Raw genomic sequence first — 17,659 nt, 5'->3', positions numbered from 1 at the left:
TCGAGCGCCGTGGGTTTCAGAAAAAGCCTAGGTCCCCGCTTTCGCGGGGATTGGACGGATTTGTGGGCCGGACGGGGATAGAAGCCGCTCCACCCACGGTGAGTTCGCGAAATAACCTAGCGAACTCAACCACCTCCAACTTTCTCACCCCCGCCGATCAGACGCGCTCAAACCCGCCGCATAATCAACGGGTCCCGTCGCGGGGAGAGGGCGCAAGGATCCGGCCCGAAGCGGCGACGTGGATGCGATCGAGCGGGTTTAGAGGGCGGGGGACGTAAACCCGCCTATCGGAAGGCTGCCGTCCATGGCCTTCCGCCCGTCCGAGGGTTCGCGCCGCCATGCACGCCTGGCCGCCAAGAAACGGGGCGCACTGCATGGGGAAGGGGCAAAAGGCGGAAGAGGTCTGCGCGCCCCGGCCTGAGGGATAACGATCGCGCGGGGCGTTCAGCTTCGTCGAAACGGTATTCAAATCAAACATCCGGGCGAGGCCCGGACGCCCCGCGCCCTCTCCACAAGCTCTGCGCATTCGCGCGAGAGGCTGCGAGCCCATGCTCCAAGATCCTCCCCCTGAAGGGGAGGTGGCCCGAAGGGCCGGAGGGGGCCACCCCACACGAAAAACAGCCCGGGCGTCGCCGTCCGGGCCGCGAAGTCAGAGGGGATGTTACTAGGGGGATACGGCGTACAAATGCGCCTCCAGCGAGTCTGGTTCCATGAAGCTCTCGTGACGGCATGCGACACTAAGTCTTTGTTTCCAGAGGCCCCGTAAGCCCGATCTCGGTAAACGCCCCTTAACCATCTGCGGCCACAAGGTAGCATTCGAAGTGCTTCGGAGTGGTTCATGGCGCGAGTGGCGCGGCGATCGAATGTGGAGCTGGTCTGGGAGGCGGTGCGCTATGGCTGGGACCAGCCGTGGACGGCCCGGTTCCGGGGCGGCGTCCTGGCGGTTCTGGGCGCGGGTCTGCTGCTGTCCCTGGCCACCTACGACGCCTCCGATCCCAGCTTCAACGCCGTCAGCGGCGCACCGGCCAGCAACGCCCTGGGCGGCGCCGGCGCGGTGATCGCCGACGTGGTCGTCCAGTCACTCGGCCTGGCCGGCTGGGTCGCGGCGATCATGATGCTGGTGTTCGGCCTGGCCCGCACCGCCCAGCCCGACCCCGACGCCCACCGCCGTGAGCTGCGCGTGCGGGCCGGCGTCGGCGTTGCGGGCCTGCTGGCCCTGGCCGGCTTCCTCACCGTGCTGGCCAAGCCCGCCGTCTGGCCGCTGGCCAAGGGCCTGGGCGGGTTCTGGGGCGACGGCCTTCTGAACCTGCTGGCCGGGATCTTCAGCTTCGCCCACATCCCCGGCGCCCGGGTGATCGCCGCCCTGCTGCTGCTGGTCGGGGCGGTGGTCGGCGTCGGCTATGCGCTGGGCGTGCGCCGCATCGATCCCGAAAGCATCATGGCCCTGGTCGCGCGCCTGACCGCGCCGCGTGAACGCGCGTCCCGCCAGGAGCCCGAGCCGCAAGCCGCCCGCGCCCCGCGTCCCAAGGCCGCCCCGCGCCGCCCGGTGCGCGACGCCATCGACGCCATCGACAGCGACGAGCCGCAGGCGCCCGCGCCGCGCCGCGCCGCCCGCGCGCCCGCTCCGGCGGACGACGAGGACGGCATGGTCGTCGCCCCGCAGCCCGCGCCGCGCGCCGCCAAGGCCGCCCGTCCGGCTCCGCCGCCGGTGGAGGACGACGAGGACGATTTCGCGCCCAGCTTCGAGACCCGCCCGCTGTCGATCCGCCAGCCCAAGGCCCCGGCCCCCTCCAGCAACCGCGAACAGCGCGAGCAGCAGAAGACCTTCGACTTCGAGGAAGACGAGGACGGCTTCCAGCTGCCGGAACTGGCCATGCTGGCCAAGGCCAAGCCGCGCTCGGCCGAGTTCGACGAGGGCGCCCTGCGCCAGAACGCCCGCCTGCTGGAAAGCGTGCTGGCCGAGTTCGGGGTCAAGGGCCAGATCGACCAGATCCGCCCCGGCCCGGTCGTGACCATGTACGAGCTGGTGCCGGCCCCGGGCGTGAAGACCGCCCGCGTCGTCGCCCTGGCCGACGACATCGCCCGCTCGATGAGCGTGATCTCCTGCCGCGTCGCCGTGGCCCAGGGCCGCAACGCCATCGGCATCGAAATGCCCAACCAGCGTCGCGAGACCGTCTATCTGCGCGACCTGCTGTCCAGCGCCGACTACGACAAGGCCAGCTCGATCCTGCCCATGGCGCTGGGCGAAACCATCGGCGGCGAGCCCTACATCGCCGACCTGGCCAAGATGCCCCACCTGCTGATCGCCGGCACCACCGGTTCGGGCAAGTCGGTCGGCGTCAACGCCATGATCCTGTCGATCCTCTACAAGCTGCCGCCCGAGAAGTGCCGCTTCATCATGATCGACCCGAAGATGCTGGAACTGTCGGTCTATGACGGCATCCCGCACCTTCTGGCCCCGGTCGTGACCGATCCGAAGAAGGCCGTCGTGGCGCTGAAGTGGACCGTCCGCGAGATGGAGGACCGCTATCGCCGCATGTCCAAGATCGGCGTGCGCAACATCGGCGGCTACAACGAGAAGGCCAACGAGGCCCTGGAAAAGGGCGAGCACTTCGAGCGGACCGTGCAGACCGGCTTCGACGACGCCGGCCGCCCGATCTACGAGACCGAGCAGATCCGCCCCGAGGCCATGCCGTACCTGGTGGTGGTCATCGACGAGGTGGCCGACCTGATGATGGTGGCCGGCAAGGACATCGAAGGCGCCGTCCAGCGCCTGGCCCAGATGGCCCGCGCCGCCGGCATCCACCTGATCATGGCCACCCAGCGTCCGTCGGTCGACGTCATCACCGGCACCATCAAGGCCAACTTCCCCACCCGGATCAGCTTCCAGGTCACCTCCAAGATCGACGCCCGCACCATCCTGGGCGAGCAGGGCGCCGAGCAGCTGCTGGGCCAGGGCGACATGCTCTACATGGCCGGCGGCGGCCGCATCACCCGCCTGCATGGTCCCTTCGTCTCCGACGGCGAAGTCGAGGCCGTGGCCAAGTTCCTGCGCGACCAGGGCATCCCCCAGTACCTGGAGGAAGTCACCGCCGGCGGCGACGAGGAGCAGGAAGAGGCCATCGAGGGCGCCTTCCAGGGCGAGGGCGGGGCCAACGACCTCTACGACCACGCCGTGGCCGTGGTCACCCGCGACCGCAAGGCCTCGACCAGCTACATCCAGCGCCGCCTGCAGATCGGCTACAACCGCGCCGCCTCGCTGATGGAGCGGATGGAGAAGGAAGGCGTCGTCGGCGCCGCCAACCACGCCGGCAAGCGCGAGATCCTCGCCCCGCCCCCGCCGCCGCTGTAGAGCGCAAGACACCGAAAAAGGAAAACGCCGCGACAGTCGATGTCGCGGCGTTTTTCGTTCCAGCGCACCTACCGCTCCCCAACTCGTCATCCCGGCCGTAGCGCAGCGAAGAGCCGGGACCCAGGGGCCGCCGCGATGCGTTAGCGAGCGTTCGGAAGCGAACCCTGCCGAAGAGCCCAGTCTCCTGGGTCCCGGATAAGCGCTCCGCGCTTTCCGGGATGACGACGATGGTTGGAACTTTCAAAGCGCCCCGAAGGGGCCGACCTCAGACCAGGATGTTCAGCAGCGAGCCCGGGCGCAGGATCTTCTGCGGCTGTTCGGTCGGGGCGGTGAAGGCCGTGGGCGGCACGGTGCGGCGCGCCTGGGGCTCGGTCTGGGTCTGCAGCTGCACGGTCATCGGCGAGGCCGTGGGCCGCGCGCTGGTCGCGTCGCTGACCGCCGCCTGGAAGAACGCCGCCGCGCGTGACTGGCCGGCCGGCGTCACGGCGCCGGACGTGGGTCGGGCGGTGACGGCGGGCAGGCCGGTGGGGCGAACGGTGCTCATGACGCGCTTGATAGCATGGTTAATGCAGAGTGCGCGAGCGTGGTTAACGAGCTTCTAAGCCGGAAAGTGCGCGACGCTTCAACGCAGCTTGGAAACGAGCGCGTCCAGATCTTCAGGCGTGATCGGGCCGGTGTGCTTGGCCACCACCACCCCTTGGGCGTCGACCACGAAGGTCTCGGGCACGCCGGTGACGCCGAACTCCACCCCGGCGCGGCCGTCGCGATCGACCAGCCGGGCGGCGAACGGATCGCCGAGGCGTCCCAGGAACGCCTCGGTGTTGGCCGGGGCGTCCTTGTAGGCGACGCCGACCACGCGCACGCCGCGGGCCTTCAGCGCCATCAGCTGCGGGTGCTCCACTTCGCAGGGGGCGCACCAGGAGGCGAAGAAGTTGACCAGCATTGGCCCGTCGCCGGCGGTTCGCACCGGCGCCGGCGTCCCGCTGTCGAGGTCGGGCAGGGAAAGGGCCGGAACCGGCTTGCCGACCAGGGCGTCGGGGCTGACCTGCGGATTGCGCTTGAGGGCGTAGCCGGCGAACAGCACCGCCAGGGCCGCGAGCACGATCAGCGGCGAGAAAGCCAGCCAGCGCTTCACTTGCCGAGCTCGCTCTGGCCAGCATCTTTCGCCTGCGCCTGGCGGCGTTCGGCCTCGGCGCGCCAGCGGCGGGCGGCCAGCAGGCTGTCGGCGATCATCCAGCCGAACACCACCGCCGTCAGGACGAAGGCGGGCCAGACATAGACGGCGTACTTGCCGGCGTCGAAATCGAACTGCACGCGATCAGGCCTCCGCCGCCTTCAGGGCCAGGCTGCGCGCCTTGCGCCGCCAGACCAGCGCCCGGATCCGCACCAGCCACAGCGACCCGAACGCCGAAAGATAGGACAGCTGCATCACCAGCATGGGCCAGGCATAGACCGCCGGCAGCCGGTTCTCGGGCCTGGCCAGCAGGGTCGACGAGCCCTGGTGCAGGCTGTTCCACCAGTCGACCGAGAACTTGACGATCGGCAGGTTGATGACGCCGACCAGGGCCAGGATCGCCGCGGCGCGGGCGGCCTTCTGCTCGTCGTCGATGGCCCCGCGCAGGGCCAGATAGCCGAGATAGAACAGCAAGAGCACCAGCACCGAGGTCAGGCGGGCGTCCCACACCCACCAGGTTCCCCACATCGGCTTGCCCCACAGCGAGCCGGTGGCCAGAGCCAGCACCGTGAAGGCCGCGCCCAGCGGTGCGCAGGCCTGGGCGGCCGCGTCGGCCAGGGCGTGGCGGAACACCAAAGCGAGAAAGCTGGCGATCCCCAGGCACAGATAGACGAACATCGCCAGCACGGCCGCCGGCACGTGGATGAACATCATCCGCACCGTGTCGCCCTGCTGATAATCCTCGGGAACCGTGAAGGTCAGGATCAGGCCGACAACCGCCAGCACGCCGGCGATCGCGCCGAACATGGGCGCGGCCCAGCGCGAGAAGGCCATGAACCGCTCGGGGTTGGCCAGGAAGTCGAACGGGTTCTTGTGGTTCGTGCCGCCCATCGACCTTGCATTAGAGCGGCTTGAAGAACGCTGCAATGGCCGTATGACTTGCATGGAGAATACAACCTTAAGGATCAGGAGGCCAATGCGCCCGCCCGCCGCTCGAACCGCCGCCGCGATCCTCCTTGCAGGCGTTCTGACGGCGGCGCACGCCCTGGCTAGCGAACCAATCAGCTTCCAGGGCGAGATCAACGGCAAGCCTGCCCGCTTCCTCGTCGATACCGGCGCCAGCGCCCTGCTCACCGCGACGGCGAAGGGCGCCGAGCGCCTTGAGCTGAAGATAGCCGAAGAAAGCGCCTACACCGGCGCCCTCGCGGGAAAGTTCCAGGGCGTATCGGCCCCGGCGAGGGTTGTGCTGCCGGGCGGAGCGGGCCGGGACGCCGTCTTCGATGTCCTTCAGCCCGAGCCTGAGTATGTAAAATTCGACTTCGACGCCATCTGGGGCTGGCCGGGCGTGCACCACCGGATCCTCTACTATACGTCCTCGACCGGCCTGCAGCTGGACCCCTCGCAGGCTATCGACTTGTCGAAGGCTCAGATTTTTCCGCTCGTACCGGAAGCCAATGTCGCCATTTTCGATGCGAGCGGCGGCGGCGATCCCCTGCCTGTCCTCGTCGACACCGGATCACTGGCGGGTGTCGATCTCGACAAGCCGCTATGGGATGCCTGGCGCCGGGCTCACCCCGATCATCCCGTCACGCTGCTCAGTTACTACTCGCCGGCCATCGGGCCGATCGTCGCCGAGCAGGCGTTCGTCCGTCGGCTCAAGCTGGGCGCCCTGGTTCTGCACAATGTGTTGGTCACGGAGCGGCCAGCCAGCCAAGTCTCGGGCGTCGTTCAGGCAAGAGCCTCTCTGGGCCTCGACGTCTTCAAGAACCAAGGCCTTTGGCTCGACGGCAAAGGCGGCAAAGTCGCCTTCCTGCCCAAGCCCCCCGCGCCGGTGCTCTACAACCGCGGCGGCGTGACGTTCGTTCCGCCCGCCATGCGCGCAGTCGTCGCGCGGGGAGGACCGGCAAGCCGGGCAGGCGTTGCTGACGGCGACACCCTGCTGGCGGTCGACGGGATGCAGCCAACCGCCTACTCGGCCCGGGTCAACGCGCCGATCATCTGGCTCCAGGCCCCCGGCACGGTGCTGTCCCTAACCCTGCAGCGCGGCCACCAGCGGATCGAACGCCGCGTGGTGCTCGAGGACTTCCTGGGACAGCCGTGAGATCCCGCCCGCGCCTTGCGAAGGCGCGGGCGGGCCGAGGGTCTTAAGAACCCGACTTGCGCTGGATGATCACCCGGCGTTCGCCCGGACCGCCGAACGACATGGACCCCGGACCCTTGGGGCCGCGAGCCTCGATGCGGCGGACGGTGACGTTCGGACCGCCGGTCACTTCGGGGCCCAGCGCATCGAAGGCCTTCTTCTGGCTGGGCGTCAGGGCGTTGTAGAAGCTGCGGGTGGCGTCGGCGCGGGCCTTGAGGTCGGCGGCCACCTTGGCCATGCGGTCGGCCTGCTCGTCGAGGCGTTCCAGCGCCGTCTGCGGGGTCTTGTCCTTGGCGCTGTCGTCGCGGGCGGGCTTGGGCTCGGGGCGCTCCTTGGGACCGGTGGCGGCGATGTAGGCCTTCAGCGCGCCGTCCTGGCGGTCGGTCAGCTGCAGCACGTCGCGCAGGCGCTGGGCGCGGGCTTCCGGATCCTTGTGCATGCGGAAGGCCATGCCGCCGGGATGGCCGCGGAACATCAGGTTGTCGAAGCTGGGCGGCGGGGGCGGCGGCTCGGGCGCTTCCGGCGGCGCGGGCGGCGGCGGGGGAGCGGCGGGCTGGGCGGAGGCGGCGACGACGCCGGCCGCGAGGGCCGCGCCGGCGGCGAGGGTGAGAGACTTCAGGACGAGGCGCATGGCGATCTCCATCGAGAGGGGCGAAAGACGAACTGCGGCCTAGGTTGGAGGCGGTTGTGGCGTGAAAATGTCTGAAGATGTGAACAATGTTACACGAATGAAGCTTTGCCGGGAGGGGTGATACGAAGTGCTTGCAAATCAAGCGCTTGATCCTGTGGCTTCCGCGCCGCCATGCGCCGCCTTTCGAAAATTTCATCTTCGCGCGCGCCCTTGCTGACAGGCCCTGACACGTCCGTGGGCCATATCCGGGTCGCGCCGCCTCTCGCCAGGCGGGCGCGGATGCGCCATGAGGCCCCTATGAAACGCGTCGCCTTCCTCGCCCTGATCCTCGCCGGCACGCTGTGGGGCCTGGGCTTTCCACTCGGCAAGCTGATCCTGCGCGAGACCGACGCGGCCCACATGGTGCTGCTGCGCTTCGTCGTGGCGGCGGTGGTCGCCGCGCCTTTCGCGCTGCGGACCAAGGAAGCCCGAGCCCTCTTCAAGTCGCCGGTGATGCTGGCCTCGGGCGCGCTGTACGGCGTGGCGTTCATGGTGCAGTTCGAGGGTCTGGCGCATGTCAGCGTCACCCTGGCGGCCCTGCTGGTCGGGGCCATGCCGGCCCTGATCGCCGTCTGCGCCAAGGTCATGGGCGAGAAGGTCAGCCGGGCCTCGTGGATGGGCGTCGGCGCGGCCACCCTCGGCGCGGCCCTGATCGCGGGCAAGCCCGACGGCGCCGGCTCGCTGCTGGGCGTGGCGCTGTCGCTGGGCTCGCTGCTGATCTTCCTGGCCTGGCTGGTGGTGCTCAAGCGCGCGCCCAAGCCGCCGACGCCGATGGCCATTCCGGCGGTCACCGTGATCGTCGCGGCCTTCACCGTGCTGCCGATCGCCCTGATCATGCACGGCCCGCCCAAGCTGGACCTGTCGGTCAGCGCCTGGAGCGGCGTGCTGGGCCTGGGCTTGCTGTCGACCCTGCTGGCGACGGCCGCCTGGCAGTACGGCTCGTCCCGCGTGGGCAGCGCCAGCGCCGGGGTGTTCATCAACATCGAGCCGCTGATGGGCGCCTCGATCGGCGTGCTGCTGTTCGGCGACCACCTGAGCCTGGCCCTGGCGGTCGGCGGCCTGATGATCATCGCCGGCAGCTTCGTGGTGGTGCTGGGCGAGAAGCAGGCCGATCCGGCGAGCCTGCAGGCGGAACCGGCCCCGGCGCCCTAGCCCAGGAGGAAGGCGGTCCAGGCCGCCAGCCCGACCGCCAGGCACAGGCCCGCGACGCCGATCGCGACGGCGCGCATCCAGCCGCCGCGTCCCTTGCCGCCCAGAAGCAGTCCGGCCGTCGGCCCGAAGGTCGCCGCCAGCGCCAGGGCCGCGCCCGCCTTGGCCGTCGAGGCCGCCGGGCCCGGCCGGTCGGCGTCGGCGGCGGGCTCGCCGCCGCGCAGGTCGGCGATCAGCCGTCGCGCCTCTTCGGCGTCCGCGTCGGGGGTCCACAGTCGAAAGCCGCCCATGGCGATGGTCATCAGGTAGTCGCTGGCGCCCCAGTGCTCGTTCTGCACCAGCACCTGCATCCCTTCGGCCCGCAGGCGCGAGGCCGCGACCTGGGCCTCGACGAGGTCGGCGAAGCGGGCGATCTCGGTCAGGCTCATCGACCGGCCTCCTGGGCTCAGCGCGGCTCCGATCCCAGCCGCCACAGATAAAGCTGCCGCGCGGGCGTGCCGGCGCGCAAGCCCTCCAGTTCCTGGCGCTCGGCCTTGGTCAGCTTGAACCGGCTGTAGCCGCGGCCGGCCAGGCAGGTCTCGACGGCGTCGGTGGCCTGCCGGCGCACCTCGCGCCAGTTGCGGTTCATGTGCATGCGGTGCTGGTCGGCATAGGCGTACATGGCGTCGAGGCCGCCTTCGGGGTTCACCGCCATGTCCATCTCGAACACCACGTCGACCAGCGGCAGCTTCATCGGCGCGGCGGTCTCGACGTGGTGCAGGCACTCGGCCGCGTCGGTGCGGTATTTCAGGTAGCTGACGCCGGGCTTGCCCCAGCTGTCCTTGCGGGCGGGCGCGGCCTGCGCCCCGCCGGCGAGGGTCGCCAGCAGCAGAAGCGACAGCGCGGCGGCCTTGTTGCTCATCCGGATATCCTCGGCCGGTTGATCGCTCGGATACCCATGTTACCGTGACCAGCAGCGAAGAAAAGGGCGCCCCGCGCGCCGGACGGGAGGACGCGGCGTGGCTGTCGCCAACTTGATGCTCGCGCTCGGCCTGCTGCTGGGGACCCAGGAGCCGCCCGAGGGCCAGACCTCCGTCGACGGCGTGGTCGTCACGCCCGGCGAGAAGGCCAAGGCCATGCCCCGCTGGGCCGCCAAGGTGCGCGCGGACGGCTGGCCGTTCTTCGCCGCCGGCGAGGACGGGGCGGTGCTGATGTTCGCCAAGACCGCCAAGGGCAATGACGGCCTCGCGCCCAGGGGCAGGGTCTGGGTCCGCCACGAGTTCCGCCAGCCGCGCACCGAGGCCGAGGCGCCGACCGCGCCGGCCTTCCGGTCGGAAAAGCTGCTGGTCGAGGTCGACTGCACGGCCAACCGCTTCCGCAACGCCGCCGCCTTCCGCTACCCCGACAACAACCTGCAGGGAGCCGAGGACGCCTATCGCTTCGAGCAGGACTGGCAGGCTCCGGCCGCCGGCACGCTGGACGCCACCGTGGTCGAGGCCGCCTGCATGACCCCCTAGTCGAGGGCGTTGCGGCAGGCCGCGGCCATGGCCAGCGGGCTGAGCGCGATCGCCGCGGCGCTGTAGGCCAGCAGGAACAGCAGGCCTCCCGTCCACGGCAGGCCGCCGGAAAGGGCGTCCAGCGCGCCGGCCCCGAAGATCACCGGCGGGGCGTAGAGCGGCAGCACGATGACGGCCACCAGCAGGCCGCCGCGCTTGCTGCCCAGGGCCAGGGCGGCGCCCAGTCCGCCCAGGAACGAGAAGGCCAGGCCTCCGGCCAGGGCGCAGACGAACAGCAGGGGCGCGATCGACGGCGAGGCGCCGAGGATCACGGCCGCGACAGGGGCGGCCAGGGCCAGCGGCGCGCCGGCCGCCAGCCAGTGGGCCAGGCACTTCGCCGCTGCGACGGCTTCGAGGGGCGCCGGGCCCAGGGCCAGAAGGTCGAGCGCGCCGTCTTCGAAGTCGCGCTCGAACAGGCGCTCCAGCGAGAGCAGGGCGGCCAGGGCCAGGGCCAGCCAGGCGATGCCTGGGGCCAGGCTGGCCAGCCGCTCGGGCGCGCGGCCGGCGGCCAGCGGCAGCAGGGTGACGACGCAGGCGTAGAAGGCCAGGGCCAGCAGCGGGCCGCCACCCCGGCCCCAGGCCAGGGCGAATTCGCGCCGGAAGAGGACGCTAAACCCCCTCATGCGCCGATCTCCACCAGCCGGGCGGGGACGGGCAGGGGGTCGTGCACGGCGGCCAGAACCATGCCGCCGCCGGCGAGGTGCTGCGCCATGATCTCGCCGAAGGCGGCGCGATGGGCGGCGTCCAGCGGCGCCATCGGCTCGTCGAGCAGCCACAGGGGGCGGGGGCTGGCCAGCAGGCGGGCCAGCGACACGCGGCGGCGCTGGCCGGCCGACAGGCGGCGGACCTCCAGGTCCAGCAGCCGCGACAGTTCCAGCCGTTCGACGGCGGCCCGGGCCGAAGCCTCGGTCCCACCGGTCCAGCGGGCCTGGAACAGGAGCTCCTCCCAGGCGGTGCGGGCGGTCTTCAGCCCGTCGTGATGACCGGCCAGATGCAGGTGATCGGCGCGGGCGACTTCGGCCTCGAGTATCCGCCCTTCGGAGCCTTCGAAACCGATGGTTCCGGCCTGGGGTCGCAGCAGGCCGGCGACGGCCCGCAGCAGGCTGGTCTTGCCCGCGCCGTTGCGGCCCACGAGGGCCACGGCGTCGCCGCTTTCGAGCTCCAGATCGAGCCCCGAAAACAGGGTCCGTTCGCCCCGCGAGAGGCTCAAACCCTTTATGCGAACGGCTCTCATCATTGGAAGTCCATGCGCCGCGCATGGACGTTGTGGGTAACCGGCGCTAAGAAGCGCTCGGCCGTCACCCTCCGCATTGGATGGGGCGTACGCGGCGCGAGGATGGACGCTGTGGGTCCGCCTCGATCGCGCGATCCCGGGAGTGGTTTTCCGGCGGCCGTGAACAGAGAAGGGATCCTTCCAAATGGCGTCTGTAGACAGCCTCAAAACCCGCCGCGAACTCGTCGTCGGCGGTAAGACCTACGTCTATTACAGCCTTCGCGCCGCCGAGGAAGCCGGTCTGGCCGGTACGGGCTCGCTGCCCGTCTCGATGAAGGTGCTGCTGGAAAACCTGCTGCGTTACGAAGACGGCGTCTCGGTCAACGAAGCCGACCTGAAGGCCGTCGCCAACTGGCTGGAAAACAAGGGCTCGGTCGAGCACGAGATCAGCTTCCGCCCGGCCCGCGTGCTGATGCAGGACTTCACGGGCGTTCCGGCCGTCGTCGACCTGGCCGCGATGCGCGACGCCATGGTCGCCCTGGGCGCCGACCCGGCCAAGATCAACCCGCTGAACCCCGTCGACCTGGTCATCGACCACTCGGTGATGGTCGACAACTTCGGCGACGCCAAGGCCTACGACGCCAACGTCAAGCGCGAGTACGAGCGCAACATCGAGCGCTACCGCTTCCTGCGCTGGGGCTCGTCGGCCTTCAACAACTTCCGCGTTGTCCCGCCCGGCACCGGCATCTGCCACCAGGTGAACCTGGAATACCTGGCCCAGACCGTCTGGACCGCCATGGTCGACGGCGCCGAAGTGGCTTACCCCGACACCGTCGTCGGCACCGACAGCCACACCACCATGGTCAACGGCCTGTCGGTCCTGGGCTGGGGCGTCGGCGGCATCGAAGCTGAAGCCGCCATGCTCGGCCAGCCGATCCCGATGCTGATCCCGGAAGTCATCGGCTTCAAGCTGACCGGCGCCATGCCGGAAGGTGCGACGGCCACCGACCTGGTGCTCACCGTCACCCAGATGCTGCGCAAGAAGGGCGTGGTCGGCAAGTTCGTCGAATTCTACGGCGACGCCCTGGCCAACCTGACCCTGGAAGACCAGGCGACGATCGCCAACATGGCTCCGGAATACGGCGCCACCTGCGGCTTCTTCCCGATCTCGGCCGCCACCGTCGCCTTCCTGAAGGGCACTGGCCGCGAAGCCGACCGCGTCGCCCTGGTGGAAGCCTACGCCAAGGAACAGGGCCTGTGGTGGGAGCCCGGCGTCGCCGAGCCGACCTTCACCGACAGCCTGGAACTCGACCTGGGCACGGTTCTGCCGTCGCTGGCCGGCCCGAAGCGCCCGCAGGACCGCGTCCTGCTGTCGGACGCCTCGAGCAAGTTCGCCGAGTCGCTGGTCGGTGAGTTCGGCAAGGCCGAAAGCCCCGAGTTCCGTGCTCCGGTCGAAGGCGAGGACTTCGACGTCGGCCACGGCGACGTGGTGATCGCCGCCATCACCTCGTGCACCAACACCTCCAACCCCTCGGTCCTGATCGCCGCCGGCCTGCTGGCCAAGAACGCGGTCGCCAAGGGCCTGAAGGCCAAGCCGTGGGTGAAGACCTCGCTGGCCCCCGGTTCGCAGGTCGTCACCGACTACCTGGCCAAGGCCGGCCTGACCAAGCACCTCGACGCCCTGGGCTTCAACCTGGTTGGCTACGGCTGCACCACCTGCATCGGCAACTCGGGCCCGCTGCCGGAAAACATCAGCAAGACGATCAACGAGAACGATCTGGTCGCCTGCTCGGTGCTGTCGGGCAACCGTAACTTCGAAGGCCGCGTGAACCCGGACGTCCGCGCCAACTACCTGGCCTCGCCGCCGCTGGTGGTGGCCTACGCCCTGGCCGGTTCGCTGAAGATCGACCTGAACACCCAGCCGATCGGCAAGGACAAGAAGGGCAACGACGTCTTCCTGCGCGACATCTGGCCGTCGAACGAAGACATCGCCGCCCTGCAGCGCAAGTCGATCAACGAGAAGATGTTCGCCAGCCGCTACGGCGACGTCTTCAAGGGCGACAAGAACTGGCAAGGCATCAAGGTCACGGGTGGCCAGACCTACGCCTGGGAAGGCGAGTCGACCTACGTCCAGAACCCGCCGTACTTCCCGAACATGTCGATGACCCCCTCGCCGGTCACCGACATCGTGGAAGCCCGCGTCCTGGCCGTGTTCGGCGACTCGATCACCACCGACCACATCAGCCCGGCCGGTTCGATCAAGACCTCCAGCCCGGCTGGTCAGTACCTGGTCAACCACGGCGTCGAGCCGATCGACTTCAACGGCTACGGCGCCCGCCGCGGCAACCACGAAGTCATGATGCGCGGCACCTTCGCCAACATCCGCATCCGCAACAAGATCACTCCGGAGATCGAAGGCGGCGTGACCAAGCACTTCCCCTCGGGCGAAGTGATGCCGATCTACGACGCGGCCATGAAGTACCAGGCCGAAGGCCGTCCGGCCGTCGTGTTCGCCGGCAAGGAATACGGCACCGGCTCGTCGCGTGACTGGGCCGCCAAGGGCACCAAGCTCCTGGGCGTTCGCGCGGTGATCACCGAGAGCTTTGAGCGCATCCACCGCTCGAACCTGGTCGGCATGGGCGTGCTGCCGCTGCAGTTCATCCAGGACGGCTGGCAGAAGCTGGAGCTGACCGGCGAAGAGCTGGTCTCGATCCGTGGCCTGACGGATCTGGCCCCGCGCAAGCAGCTGATCGTCGAGCTCTACCGCCCGACCGACGGCCGCATCGCCCGCTTCCCGGTGCGCTGCCGCATCGATACGCCGACCGAACTCGAGTACTTCAAGAACGGCGGCGTCCTGAACTACGTGCTGCGCAACTTGGCCAAGGCCGACTAAGCGCAAGCGCCTTTTCAGGCTGAATAACGAGACGGCCGGTCCCCCTGGGGCCGGCCGTTTTGCTTTGCCCGATGGTCCGTCGGGGGGCCGACATCGTTGTCGTGTGGATTTCCGGGCCTTGAAGCGGCCATTTCACGGCCTCGTGAGGGGCGACGCAGCGCTTTCTTGGCTTAAGTGCGCCGCACATGCGTACGGCCTTGATCTCTCTTGTCTCCCTCGTCCTGACGAGCCTCGTCGCCGCCCCGGCCGCGGCCAAGTCGCCCGTGCTGGTCGAGCTGTTCACCGCCCAGGGCTGTTCGTCCTGCGGCAAGGCCAACCAGGCGGCCGCCGAGCTCGCCGAGCGCGACGACGTCCTGGCCCTGACCTACTCGGTCGACTACTGGGACTATCTCGGCTGGAAGGACACCTTCGCCAAGCCGGCCTTCGTCGAGCGCCAGCGGGCCTACGCCAAGGCTTTTGCTCTGCGCGACGTGCCCACGCCCCAGGTGGTGGTGGCCGGCAAGGTGCAGGCCTCGGGCGCCAAGGCCGAGACCGTCGAGCGCCTGATCGAGACCGCCCACCTGCCGCCGGCCCCGGACATGGAGTTCGTCGGGACCAATCGGGTCGCCATCGGCTCGGGCGCGTCGCCGCGGGGCGGAGCCGAGGTGTGGCTGGTGCGTTTTGATCCGCGCAAGCAGGAGATCGCCGTCAAGCGCGGCGACAATCGCGGCCAGACCATCGTCCACCGCAACGTGGTGCGCGAGATCGTCAAGATCGGCGCCTGGACGGGCCGTCCGAAGATGTACCGCCTGCCGGCCCTGGCCAAGGACGACGAACTGGCCACCGCCGTCATCGTGCAGGGCGCCAAGGGCGGCCGGGTGCTGGGCGTGCTGCCCCCCGGCGGCAAGAGCCGATAGGGCGGATCCCGCTCAGTACCCCCTTGGCGGTCGCCAGCCGGCCAGGCCGAGCATGAACTCGCCCAGCGCCCGCTCGTCGCCGCGCTCGGGCGACCAGCGGTTCACATAGCGGTAGGTCCCGCCGTCCGCCGACTCCAGGATCCATTCCGACCCGTCGAGGCCCATGGTGCAGGTGACGGGGCGCCGGTTGAGCTTGCCGGCCCTGGCCAGCATGGCCTGGAACTGCCTTGCCTCGTTCGGGGTCAGGGTTCGACGCACGACGCCGGCCTTTTCCAGTTGGCCCGGATCATAGCCGCCGGCGCCGGACAGGCGCTTGGCGATCAGATCGATCTCGCCGCTGGCTCGGCGGTTCAGCCGCACGATCACCGGCTTGTCGAAGCTGGGCAGGATGATCAGACGGTAGGCCCGGACCCCTGATGGATGGCGCTGGCGCGAATAGGCATAGAGCGACGGCTCGGCGGCGGCTGAAAGCGTGCCGGAATACCATTCGTCCTCATGGCTGGTCATGATCGGCCGGCGGGTGAAGATCGGGCAGAGGATCGAGGGCTTGCGGAACTCGAGTGGGAAATAGCCGGAGGTCCGCGCCGGACCCGACGCCGCGCCCATCGGCAGGGCGAAGGCTAGCACGCCCGTGCTGATCGCAATCGCCAGATCGCGGCCGTTGATCATGACATCTCCCCCTCGCACCCATTGTGGGCGATGAAGTTTACGAGCGTCAATCCGACGTGGGCGCGCAAAAGAAACCCCGCCTCGCCTTAGGGGATGATCGGCGAAGCGGGGTCTTTAGGGGGAGGGGATAGAAGATACGCGTCGGTCGAACGGGCCGCCCGCGAGCCGGAGGGCTGGAGGGGCTGTTCAGGATCCCGGACCGCGAGGCGTTCCGATCGACCGACCATGAGACTATCGAGGGCCCGCGCGGCCGGCTGAGGGCGCGATCAGGGTCGTTTCGCGACGGGCTGGGGCGCCTCTGTGGCGATCTTTGCAGTTCCGAAAGCCGCGCCGAAAGGGGCTGGGGTCCAGATGCGAAAAGCCCGCGTGGGAGGGGTTTCCACGCGGGCTCTGCAGTTAAGAGAGGGGTTCTCTTGATTGGTCTGTCGGCTGACCGGCCCGCGATCGAGGGGGGCTGGGGGGGCTGTTCAGGATCCAGGACCGTGGGGTGTCCGATCAGCCGACACTGACTTTTTCGCCCTCGAACCGGGCGGGCGAAGGACCGAAACAAGGTCATTTCGTGGCCTGGTCCAGCTTGGCTTTTCGCTTCGTCGACCGATGTTGCAAATGCGCGACGCTCGCCTGAACCCCTGATTTGGGGTTAGGATTCGCTCCATGGCCCTGGACGTTTCCCCTCCCGTCGGCGGCGTCGTGTTCTTCGAGCGTCGCGAGATCGACCAGCTCCTACGCCTCTACGGCCGGATGGTCGCGGCCGGCGAGTGGCGCGACTACGGCATGGGCGGCGCGAGCGACCACGCGGCCTTCTCGATCTTCCGCCATGCCGCCGAGGCCCCTCTGTACCGCGTCGAGAAGTGGCCGGAGCTGGCCCGCAAGCAGGGTCAGTGGCTGGTGCGCGGCCAGGGCGGCATGGTGCTCAAGCGCGGCCACGACCTGGCCCAGGTGCTGCGGCTGTTCGACAAGGGCAAGTTCAAGGTCGTCGACTGATCTTGGGGGCCGCCCACGAAAAAGCCCCGGCGGAGCGATCCGCCGGGGCTTCGTCGTTTGTGCCTGGAAGGCGCCTTAGCGGCGGTCGCCCAGGAAGAACAGCAGGAAGCGGAACAGGTTGATGAAGTCCAGGTACAGGTTCAGCGCGCCGTAGTTGGTGGCCACCGACTTGGCGGCCGCGTCGCCGCCGACCTGGTAGTAGGTCATCTTCAGGTTCTGCGTGTCGTAGGCGATCAGGCCGGCGAAGATCAGCACGCCGATGGCGTTGATCGCGAAGACCAGCGGGCCCGACGGGAAGAACAGCGACACGATCGAAGCCAGGATCAGACCGACCAAGCCGATGATCAGGAAGCTGCCGAAGCCGGTCAGGTCCTTCTTGGTGGTGTAGCCGAACAGGCTGAGCGCGCCGAAGGCGGTGGCCGTGATCAGGAAGGTCGAGGCCACGCTGCCGCCGGTGTACATCAGCACCACGGTGCCGAGCGACGCGCCGATCAGCGACACGATCGACCAGTAGATCACGCCCGCGGTGCGCGGGTTGATCGACTTCATCACGAAGCTCGAGAACAGCAGGATGCCCAGCGGGGCGAAGGCGATGACCATGCCCAGCAGGGTGTAGCCGACGCGGTTGCCGTTCACCTGGAACAGCAGGTCGCGCACGGGCGGGAACGAGCTGGTCGTCCAGGCGAGGGCGGCCGACAGGAGCAGGCCCAGCGCCACCTTGTTGTAGACGCCGAGCATGAAGCTGCGCAGCCCGGCGTCAACCGACATGTCGACGCGATCCGCCGGGATCGTGCGCGCATAGTCGCGGTTGAAGTCGTTCATCGAAAGAAACCCTTATTCCAACGTCCCCGAGGGGACACGTGTGAAATATCGGATCGAATGGCCTTCTACGCAAGGCTTCAAGCGGGAAGACGAGGCGGGCGCGAATGTATCAAAGTATGTCTGGGCGCCCGAGGTTTAGGTTCGCCTGCGCGCCGTGACGTC

General features: G+C 69.0%; 18 protein-coding genes. 7 read left to right on the top strand and 11 right to left on the bottom strand.

Features of this window, described 5'->3' with window-relative positions; genetic code table 11:
- Nucleotides 1-838: 838 nt before the first annotated feature.
- Nucleotides 839-3,352 carry a DNA translocase FtsK 4TM domain-containing protein gene (locus G5B46_RS10400; protein ID WP_165258451.1) on the top strand — a complete coding sequence of 838 codons (2,514 nt, stop codon included), beginning with the start codon at nt 839-841 and terminating at the stop codon, nt 3,350-3,352.
- 265 nt (nt 3,353-3,617) lie between these two features.
- Here G5B46_RS10400 and G5B46_RS10395 read toward each other — a convergent pair whose 3' ends face one another.
- The 4 genes from G5B46_RS10395 to ccmC all read right to left on the bottom strand — a co-directional run bounded on the left by G5B46_RS10395 (nt 3,618) and on the right by ccmC (nt 5,417).
- The gene (locus G5B46_RS10395; protein ID WP_165258449.1) at nt 3,618-3,896 is read right to left on the bottom strand and encodes a hypothetical protein; all 279 of its coding nucleotides are present in this window, start codon (nt 3,894-3,896) and stop codon (nt 3,618-3,620) included.
- A 78-nt stretch (nt 3,897-3,974) separates the two neighbouring features.
- The gene (locus tag G5B46_RS10390; RefSeq protein ID WP_165258447.1) at nt 3,975-4,487 is read right to left on the bottom strand and encodes a DsbE family thiol:disulfide interchange protein; all 513 of its coding nucleotides are present in this window, start codon (nt 4,485-4,487) and stop codon (nt 3,975-3,977) included.
- Nucleotides 4,484-4,666, bottom strand: coding sequence for a heme exporter protein CcmD (ccmD, locus tag G5B46_RS10385; RefSeq protein ID WP_165258445.1), 183 nt, complete (start codon nt 4,664-4,666; stop codon nt 4,484-4,486). Before ccmD ends, G5B46_RS10390 begins: the two co-directional genes overlap by 4 nt.
- A gap of 4 nt (nt 4,667-4,670) precedes the next feature.
- Nucleotides 4,671-5,417, bottom strand: a complete 747-nt coding sequence (gene ccmC, locus G5B46_RS10380) for a heme ABC transporter permease CcmC (protein WP_165258443.1) — start codon at nt 5,415-5,417, stop codon at nt 4,671-4,673.
- Nucleotides 5,418-5,502: 85 nt separating this feature from the next.
- Here ccmC and G5B46_RS10375 point away from each other — a divergent pair, with 85 nt between their 5' ends.
- Nucleotides 5,503-6,627, top strand: a complete 1,125-nt coding sequence (locus tag G5B46_RS10375; RefSeq protein ID WP_165258441.1) for an aspartyl protease family protein — start codon at nt 5,503-5,505, stop codon at nt 6,625-6,627.
- 43 nt (nt 6,628-6,670) lie between these two features.
- On the opposite strand, the gene G5B46_RS10370 is transcribed toward G5B46_RS10375, so the two are convergent.
- Complete coding sequence (locus G5B46_RS10370) at nt 6,671-7,297, bottom strand: Spy/CpxP family protein refolding chaperone (RefSeq protein ID WP_165258439.1); 627 nt, start codon at nt 7,295-7,297, stop codon at nt 6,671-6,673.
- A 297-nt stretch (nt 7,298-7,594) separates the two neighbouring features.
- Between G5B46_RS10370 and G5B46_RS10365 the strand changes: the two genes are divergently transcribed.
- Nucleotides 7,595-8,488 carry a DMT family transporter gene (locus G5B46_RS10365; protein ID WP_165258437.1) on the top strand — a complete coding sequence of 298 codons (894 nt, stop codon included), beginning with the start codon at nt 7,595-7,597 and terminating at the stop codon, nt 8,486-8,488.
- Here G5B46_RS10365 and G5B46_RS10360 read toward each other — a convergent pair.
- Together G5B46_RS10360 and G5B46_RS10355 are read right to left on the bottom strand one after the other, a co-directional pair.
- A complete protein-coding gene (locus G5B46_RS10360) occupies nt 8,485-8,913 on the bottom strand; it encodes a DUF2007 domain-containing protein (protein WP_165258435.1) in 429 nt (142 codons plus the stop codon). The two genes, G5B46_RS10365 and G5B46_RS10360, sit on opposite strands and share 4 nt — an antisense overlap.
- Nucleotides 8,914-8,930: 17 nt before the next feature.
- Nucleotides 8,931-9,386 carry a hypothetical protein gene (locus tag G5B46_RS10355; protein ID WP_165258433.1) on the bottom strand — a complete coding sequence of 152 codons (456 nt, stop codon included), beginning with the start codon at nt 9,384-9,386 and terminating at the stop codon, nt 8,931-8,933.
- 97 nt (nt 9,387-9,483) lie between these two features.
- Between G5B46_RS10355 and G5B46_RS10350 the strand changes: the two genes are divergently transcribed.
- The gene (locus G5B46_RS10350; RefSeq protein ID WP_165258431.1) at nt 9,484-9,981 is read left to right on the top strand and encodes a surface-adhesin E family protein; all 498 of its coding nucleotides are present in this window, start codon (nt 9,484-9,486) and stop codon (nt 9,979-9,981) included.
- On the opposite strand, the gene ccmB is transcribed toward G5B46_RS10350, so the two are convergent.
- Both ccmB and ccmA read right to left on the bottom strand, forming a co-directional pair.
- On the bottom strand, nt 9,978-10,643 hold the full coding sequence (gene ccmB, locus G5B46_RS10345; RefSeq protein ID WP_165258429.1) for a heme exporter protein CcmB: 666 nt from the start codon (nt 10,641-10,643) through the stop codon (nt 9,978-9,980). The genes G5B46_RS10350 and ccmB overlap by 4 nt on opposite strands.
- Nucleotides 10,640-11,257, bottom strand: a complete 618-nt coding sequence (gene ccmA / locus G5B46_RS10340; RefSeq protein WP_165258427.1) for a heme ABC exporter ATP-binding protein CcmA — start codon at nt 11,255-11,257, stop codon at nt 10,640-10,642. Before ccmA ends, ccmB begins: the two co-directional genes overlap by 4 nt.
- Before the next feature lie 181 nt (nt 11,258-11,438).
- On the opposite strand from ccmA, the gene acnA reads away from it, so the two are divergent.
- A complete protein-coding gene (gene acnA, locus G5B46_RS10335; protein WP_165258425.1) occupies nt 11,439-14,126 on the top strand; it encodes an aconitate hydratase AcnA in 2,688 nt (895 codons plus the stop codon).
- Between the two features lie 185 nt (nt 14,127-14,311).
- The gene (locus G5B46_RS10330; protein ID WP_165258423.1) at nt 14,312-15,022 is read left to right on the top strand and encodes a DUF1223 domain-containing protein; all 711 of its coding nucleotides are present in this window, start codon (nt 14,312-14,314) and stop codon (nt 15,020-15,022) included.
- Nucleotides 15,023-15,034: 12 nt separating this feature from the next.
- On the opposite strand, the gene G5B46_RS10325 is transcribed toward G5B46_RS10330, so the two are convergent.
- Nucleotides 15,035-15,691, bottom strand: coding sequence for a hypothetical protein (locus G5B46_RS10325; RefSeq protein WP_165258421.1), 657 nt, complete (start codon nt 15,689-15,691; stop codon nt 15,035-15,037).
- 654 nt (nt 15,692-16,345) lie between these two features.
- Between G5B46_RS10325 and G5B46_RS10320 the strand changes: the two genes are divergently transcribed.
- Nucleotides 16,346-16,675, top strand: a complete 330-nt coding sequence (locus tag G5B46_RS10320; RefSeq protein ID WP_165258419.1) for a DUF2794 domain-containing protein — start codon at nt 16,346-16,348, stop codon at nt 16,673-16,675.
- A 75-nt stretch (nt 16,676-16,750) separates the two neighbouring features.
- Here G5B46_RS10320 and G5B46_RS10315 read toward each other — a convergent pair whose 3' ends face one another.
- A complete protein-coding gene (locus G5B46_RS10315) occupies nt 16,751-17,497 on the bottom strand; it encodes a Bax inhibitor-1/YccA family protein (RefSeq protein ID WP_165258417.1) in 747 nt (248 codons plus the stop codon).
- Nucleotides 17,498-17,659: the final 162 nt, after the last annotated feature.

It is taken from the genome of Caulobacter sp. 602-2 (genome assembly GCF_011043625.1).
Taxonomy (GTDB): Bacteria; Pseudomonadota; Alphaproteobacteria; order Caulobacterales; family Caulobacteraceae; genus Caulobacter.
Note: the sequence above shows the minus strand (reverse complement) of the source record. Positions and strands in the feature narration are given on the sequence as shown.

Bases quoted from the DNA above. Each gene is read 5' to 3' on its own strand.
- G5B46_RS10320 (WP_165258419.1), top strand. From the start codon at position 16,346: ATGGCCCTGGACGTTTCCCCTCCCGTCGGCGGCGTCGTGTTCTTCGAG.
- ccmB (WP_165258429.1), bottom strand. From the start codon at position 10,643: ATGAGGGGGTTTAGCGTCCTCTTCCGGCGCGAATTCGCCCTGGCCTGG.
- G5B46_RS10355 (WP_165258433.1), bottom strand. From the start codon at position 9,386: ATGAGCAACAAGGCCGCCGCGCTGTCGCTTCTGCTGCTGGCGACCCTC.
- ccmC (WP_165258443.1), bottom strand. From the start codon at position 5,417: ATGGGCGGCACGAACCACAAGAACCCGTTCGACTTCCTGGCCAACCCC.
- G5B46_RS10330 (WP_165258423.1), top strand. From the start codon at position 14,312: ATGCGTACGGCCTTGATCTCTCTTGTCTCCCTCGTCCTGACGAGCCTC.
- acnA (WP_165258425.1), top strand. From the start codon at position 11,439: ATGGCGTCTGTAGACAGCCTCAAAACCCGCCGCGAACTCGTCGTCGGC.
- G5B46_RS10370 (WP_165258439.1), bottom strand. From the start codon at position 7,297: ATGCGCCTCGTCCTGAAGTCTCTCACCCTCGCCGCCGGCGCGGCCCTC.
- G5B46_RS10395 (WP_165258449.1), bottom strand. From the start codon at position 3,896: ATGAGCACCGTTCGCCCCACCGGCCTGCCCGCCGTCACCGCCCGACCC.
- ccmA (WP_165258427.1), bottom strand. From the start codon at position 11,257: ATGATGAGAGCCGTTCGCATAAAGGGTTTGAGCCTCTCGCGGGGCGAA.
- G5B46_RS10360 (WP_165258435.1), bottom strand. From the start codon at position 8,913: ATGAGCCTGACCGAGATCGCCCGCTTCGCCGACCTCGTCGAGGCCCAG.
- G5B46_RS10325 (WP_165258421.1), bottom strand. From the start codon at position 15,691: ATGATCAACGGCCGCGATCTGGCGATTGCGATCAGCACGGGCGTGCTA.
- G5B46_RS10315 (WP_165258417.1), bottom strand. From the start codon at position 17,497: ATGAACGACTTCAACCGCGACTATGCGCGCACGATCCCGGCGGATCGC.
- G5B46_RS10375 (WP_165258441.1), top strand. From the start codon at position 5,503: ATGCGCCCGCCCGCCGCTCGAACCGCCGCCGCGATCCTCCTTGCAGGC.
- G5B46_RS10400 (WP_165258451.1), top strand. From the start codon at position 839: ATGGCGCGAGTGGCGCGGCGATCGAATGTGGAGCTGGTCTGGGAGGCG.
- G5B46_RS10365 (WP_165258437.1), top strand. From the start codon at position 7,595: ATGAAACGCGTCGCCTTCCTCGCCCTGATCCTCGCCGGCACGCTGTGG.